This window comes from Kluyvera sp. Awk 3, assembly GCF_028069715.1.
GTDB lineage: Bacteria > Pseudomonadota > Gammaproteobacteria > Enterobacterales > Enterobacteriaceae > Kluyvera > Kluyvera georgiana_A.
The window spans coordinates 1-4,699 of record NZ_JANEWH010000216.1; the positions used below are offsets into that span (position 1 = coordinate 1).

The window sequence follows — 4,699 nt, forward strand, 5'->3', positions numbered from 1 at the left end:
TTGCCTGGCGGCTGTAGCGCGGTGGTCCCACCTGACCCCATGCCGAACTCAGAAGTGAAACGCCGTAGCGCCGATGGTAGTGTGGGGTCTCCCCATGCGAGAGTAGGGAACTGCCAGGCATCAAATAGTGAAGAAGCCCATCCTGACGGATGGGCTTTTTTGCGTCTGTACGATCCCGTCTCACATGCCGGATGTTGGCGCCAAAGTCTTATCCGGTCTCGCTCTCCTGTATTACCAGAAGCTCTTCCTCCATATAACCGCAAGCCTTCCCCATGCAGATACGGTAAACTATCGCCGATTTAGCATCAGGAAAGCAGCCATGACCCACTCCCTAAAACCCTGGAACACCTTCGGCATTGACCATTGTGCAAAGCACATCGTATGCGCTGAAAACGAACAACAACTTTTGCGCGCCTGGCAGCAAGCAACCCGTGAAGGGCTGCCGGTTATGATCCTGGGTGAAGGAAGTAACGTCCTGTTTCTGGAAGACTATTCCGGTACCGTGATCCTTAACCGCCTCAAAGGTATTGAGGTCAATGAAACCGCAGACGCCTGGCACCTACACGTCGGCGCAGGCGAGAACTGGCATCAGTTGGTTCGCTATGCGCTGGATAACAACATGCCTGGCCTCGAAAACCTCGCGCTAATCCCTGGCTGTGCAGGTTCATCCCCTATTCAGAATATCGGCGCCTACGGCGTCGAATTACAGCACGTTTGCGAGTATGTCGACTGTATTGAGCTGGCCACCGGAGAGCGCAAACGCCTCACTGCCGCAGAATGTCAGTTTGGTTACCGGGATAGCATCTTCAAGCATGCCTATCAGGATCGTTTTGCGATTGTTGCAGTTGGCTTCCGCCTGGCCAAAGCATGGCGGCCGGTACTGACTTATGGCGACCTGACTCGCCTGGATCCGCAAACCGCCACTCCACGCGAGGTTTTCGATTCTGTCTGCCATATGCGCATGACCAAACTGCCGGACCCTAAGGTTAACGGCAATGCGGGCAGCTTCTTTAAAAACCCTGTGGTCAGCGCAGAATACGCACAGACGCTGTTGGCGAACTTCCCGAAAGCACCCCATTACCCACAGGCGGACGGTAGCGTTAAGCTGGCGGCTGGCTGGCTTATCGATCAGTGTCAGTTGAAAGGTCACATTGAAGGCGGCGCAGCGGTACACCAACAGCAGGCGCTGGTACTGGTGAATATCAATCACGCCCGGAGTGGCGATGTGGTGAAGCTGGCTCATTATGTTCGCCAGCAGGTGGGCGACAAATTTAACGTCTGGCTGGAACCTGAAGTTCGCTTTATTGGTTCTACGGGTGAAGTGAACGCGGTTGAGGTAATTCAATGAAAGACAATACGGTGCCATTAACGCTTATCTCACTACTGGCCGACGGCGATTTTCACTCCGGCGAGCAGTTAGGCGAAACGTTGGGGATGAGCCGCGCGGCGATTAACAAGCATATCCAGACGCTGCGTGACTGGGGAGTCGATGTCTTTACCGTACCTGGTAAGGGCTATAGCTTACCGGAACCGATACAACTGCTGAATGCTGAACGTATTCGCAATGCGGTTGATTACGGTGATGTCGCGGTTCTCCCGGTTATCGACTCGACAAACCAGTATCTGCTCGATCGTATTGGTGAGCTGAAGTCCGGTGATGCATGCGTCGCCGAATACCAGCAGGCGGGCCGTGGCCGTCGCGGCCGTAAATGGTTCTCACCGTTTGGCGCTAACCTGTATCTTTCCATGTACTGGCGTTTAGAGCAGGGGCCTGCCGCCGCGATTGGCCTGAGCCTGGTGATTGGTATTGTGATGGCTGAAGTCCTTCAGGATCTCGGTGCGGATAAAGTGCGGGTGAAATGGCCAAATGACCTGTATCTGAATGACCGTAAACTATCCGGTATTCTCGTTGAGCTGACCGGTAAGACGGGTGATGCCGCGCAAATCGTCATTGGTGCCGGCATTAACCTGGTTATGCGTCGTGTTGAAAACGATGTGATTAACCAGGGTTGGATCAACCTGCAAGAGGCGGGGATCACCATCGATCGTAACGTGTTGGCCGCGCGCTTAATTAATGAGCTGCATGAAGCGCTGCATCTCTTCGAGCAGGAAGGCCTGGCACCATATCTCTCGCGCTGGGATAAATTAGATAACTTTATTAATCGGCCGGTGAAACTGATTATCGGTGATAAAGAAATCTTCGGTATTTCCCGTGGAATTGATACTCAGGGAGCATTATTACTTGAGCAAGATGGGGTAATTAAACCGTGGATGGGCGGTGAGATTTCGCTGCGCAGCGCCGAATAAAAAAGGGAGCTTCGGCTCCCTTTTCTTTTATCTTTTTTATTTCCGCAACCGCACTTGCTCAACGGAATGGTTAGCGCTTTTTGTTAAAATCAGGCTTGCGCGCTCACGCGTTGGTAGAATATTTTCGTTTAGATTTCGTAGGTTAATTTCATTCCACAGTGATGTCGCGACGTTAATGGCTTCCTCTTTGGAAAGCTGCGCATAGTTATGGAAATAAGAATCCGGGTCCGTAAAGGCCCCTTCGCGGAATTTCAGGAAACGGTTGATATACCACGATTGTAATAATTTTTCAGGCGCATCAACATAAATAGAAAAATCAACGAAGTCGGAAACAAATACATGATGCGGATCGTGCGGATAATCCATCCCGCTCTGCAGAACGTTTAATCCCTCAAGGATTAAAATATCGGGATGAGTGACCGTTTTATCGCCATCAGGGATAACGTCATAAATCAGATGCGAATAGACCGGTGCGGTAACGTTCGGTACCCCGGACTTCAGGTCAGAAACGAATTTCACCAGTCGATGCATATCATACGACTGCGGGAAGCCTTTCTTCTTCATCAGGCCGCGTTCTTTAAGCACCTCGTTAGGATGCAGAAAACCGTCGGTAGTGATCAGCTCGACGCGGCGGTGTTCCGGCCAACGACTCAGCAGCGCCTGTAACACGCGCGCGGTCGTACTTTTACCCACCGCCACGCTGCCGGCAATACTGATGATATAAGGAATGCGTTGGCCGTTAGTGCCAAGGAACTGCTCCAGCACCGCCTGGCGGCGCAGGTTAGAACTAATATAGAAGTTCAATAAACGTGACAAAGGCAAATAGATCTCCGCCACTTCCTCCAGCGACAGATCTTCGTTGATACCTTTTAAGCGCGTAATTTCGCCTTCAGTCAGGGTCATTGGCACGGAATCGCGCAGCGCTGCCCACTGGCTACGATTGAACTGTAGATAAGGTGTCATTAACGTTTGCTCTTGTTTTCTCATAAGCATGTTCTGGCTACCACGCTGACTGCACGCGACGCTTCACATTCAGTTAATCAGGACAATGGGCAGGAGGTTAACACCAGATGGAAGATAAAAAGAAGAAAAAATCCAAATGAGTGGCGCTTTCGTGAGAAAACGCCACTGTTTACTCTCAACCAGGCGATTTGCCATTAATGAAGAAAGAGCGCTAAAGAAGACAATGCGAAAATCTACGCTATCCAGCCTGAACATTCGCCCTGAATATCGTTAAAGACGAGCAAAGCATCGCGAGACTATCCGATCCACAGCGAGATTTTTGGACGTAAAACCGACGTTTTGCTGAGTTTTTACGCGCAAACGCACAAAACGTGAGCGATAGAACATTTTATGCAATTTTTTAGTTGCATGTCTCCGCAGGTCTCCATAGAATGCGCGCTACTTGATGCCGACTTAGCTCAGTAGGTAGAGCAACTGACTTGTAATCAGTAGGTCACCAGTTCGATTCCGGTAGTCGGCACCATCAGGTGGGGTTCCCGAGCGGCCAAAGGGAGCAGACTGTAAATCTGCCGTCACAGACTTCGAAGGTTCGAATCCTTCCCCCACCACCACTTTCAGGCTAAGCATTGCGAAGCCAGAGTTGGTTGGTAAAATAACTAGCTCAAACAAAGGAAAGGGAGAAATCTCTTTCCTTTGGCACAGAAAGAACTGGGTAGCCGAGTTTTAGGATGCGGGCATCGTATAATGGCTATTACCTCAGCCTTCCAAGCTGATGATGCGGGTTCGATTCCCGCTGCCCGCTCCAGACGTGCTGATATGGCTCAGTTGGTAGAGCGCACCCTTGGTAAGGGTGAGGTCCCCAGTTCGACTCTGGGTATCAGCACCACTTCTCTTCTCCCTCCCATTTCTCTCTGTTCAAATTCAAGCATTCAACAATTCAGGCGTTTTGTCTGGTTGATGTGGTGATATCACCGATTTATCCGTGTATTAGAGGGACTATCGATGTCTAAAGAAAAATTTGAACGTACCAAACCGCACGTCAACGTCGGTACTATCGGCCACGTTGACCATGGTAAAACTACCCTGACCGCTGCAATCACTACCGTTCTGGCTAAAACCTACGGCGGTGCTGCTCGTGCTTTCGACCAGATCGATAACGCACCGGAAGAAAAAGCTCGTGGTATCACCATCAACACCTCCCACGTTGAATACGACACCCCGACCCGTCACTACGCACACGTAGACTGCCCGGGGCACGCCGACTATGTTAAAAACATGATCACCGGTGCTGCTCAGATGGACGGCGCGATCCTGGTTGTTGCTGCGACTGACGGCCCGATGCCGCAGACTCGTGAGCACATCCTGCTGGGTCGTCAGGTAGGCGTTCCGTACATCATCGTGTTCCTGAACAAATGCGACATGGTTGATG

4 protein-coding genes, 4 tRNA genes and 1 rRNA gene are annotated in these 4,699 nt (G+C 51.2%); 8 read left to right on the forward strand and 1 reads right to left on the reverse strand.

The window, feature by feature from the left end; genetic code table 11:
• The first annotated feature begins 3 nt into the window (after positions 1 to 3).
• From rrf to birA, 3 genes are all read left to right on the forward strand, one after another.
• A 5S ribosomal RNA gene (gene rrf, locus NNN71_RS23650) occupies positions 4 to 119 on the forward strand.
• 200 nt (positions 120 to 319) lie between these two features.
• A complete protein-coding gene (murB, locus tag NNN71_RS23655) occupies positions 320 to 1,348 on the forward strand; it encodes a UDP-N-acetylmuramate dehydrogenase (RefSeq protein WP_271459492.1) in 1,029 nt (342 codons plus the stop codon).
• Positions 1,345 to 2,307, forward strand: coding sequence for a bifunctional biotin--[acetyl-CoA-carboxylase] ligase/biotin operon repressor BirA (gene birA / locus NNN71_RS23660; RefSeq protein ID WP_163449375.1), 963 nt, complete (start codon positions 1,345 to 1,347; stop codon positions 2,305 to 2,307). Before murB ends, birA begins: the two co-directional genes overlap by 4 nt.
• 36 nt (positions 2,308 to 2,343) lie before the next feature.
• On the opposite strand, the gene coaA is transcribed toward birA, so the two are convergent.
• Positions 2,344 to 3,294, reverse strand: a complete 951-nt coding sequence (coaA, locus tag NNN71_RS23665) for a type I pantothenate kinase (protein ID WP_065358485.1) — start codon at positions 3,292 to 3,294, stop codon at positions 2,344 to 2,346.
• Positions 3,295 to 3,717: 423 nt separating this feature from the next.
• Between coaA and NNN71_RS23675 the strand changes: the two genes are divergently transcribed.
• The 5 genes from NNN71_RS23675 to NNN71_RS23695 all read left to right on the forward strand — a co-directional run.
• Positions 3,718 to 3,793, forward strand: a tRNA-Thr gene (locus tag NNN71_RS23675).
• A 3-nt stretch (positions 3,794 to 3,796) separates the two neighbouring features.
• A tRNA-Tyr gene (locus NNN71_RS23680) sits at positions 3,797 to 3,881 on the forward strand.
• A 119-nt stretch (positions 3,882 to 4,000) separates the two neighbouring features.
• Positions 4,001 to 4,075 (forward strand) — tRNA-Gly (locus NNN71_RS23685).
• Positions 4,076 to 4,080: 5 nt separating this feature from the next.
• Positions 4,081 to 4,156, forward strand: a tRNA-Thr gene (locus NNN71_RS23690).
• A 116-nt stretch (positions 4,157 to 4,272) separates the two neighbouring features.
• The coding region (locus NNN71_RS23695) for a GTP-binding protein (protein ID WP_000031721.1) at positions 4,273 to 4,699 on the forward strand (427 nt) is incomplete at its 3' end.

Bases quoted from the DNA above. Each gene is read 5' to 3' on its own strand.
- birA (WP_163449375.1), top strand. From the start codon at position 1,345: ATGAAAGACAATACGGTGCCATTAACGCTTATCTCACTACTGGCCGAC.
- murB (WP_271459492.1), top strand. From the start codon at position 320: ATGACCCACTCCCTAAAACCCTGGAACACCTTCGGCATTGACCATTGT.
- coaA (WP_065358485.1), bottom strand. From the start codon at position 3,294: ATGAGAAAACAAGAGCAAACGTTAATGACACCTTATCTACAGTTCAAT.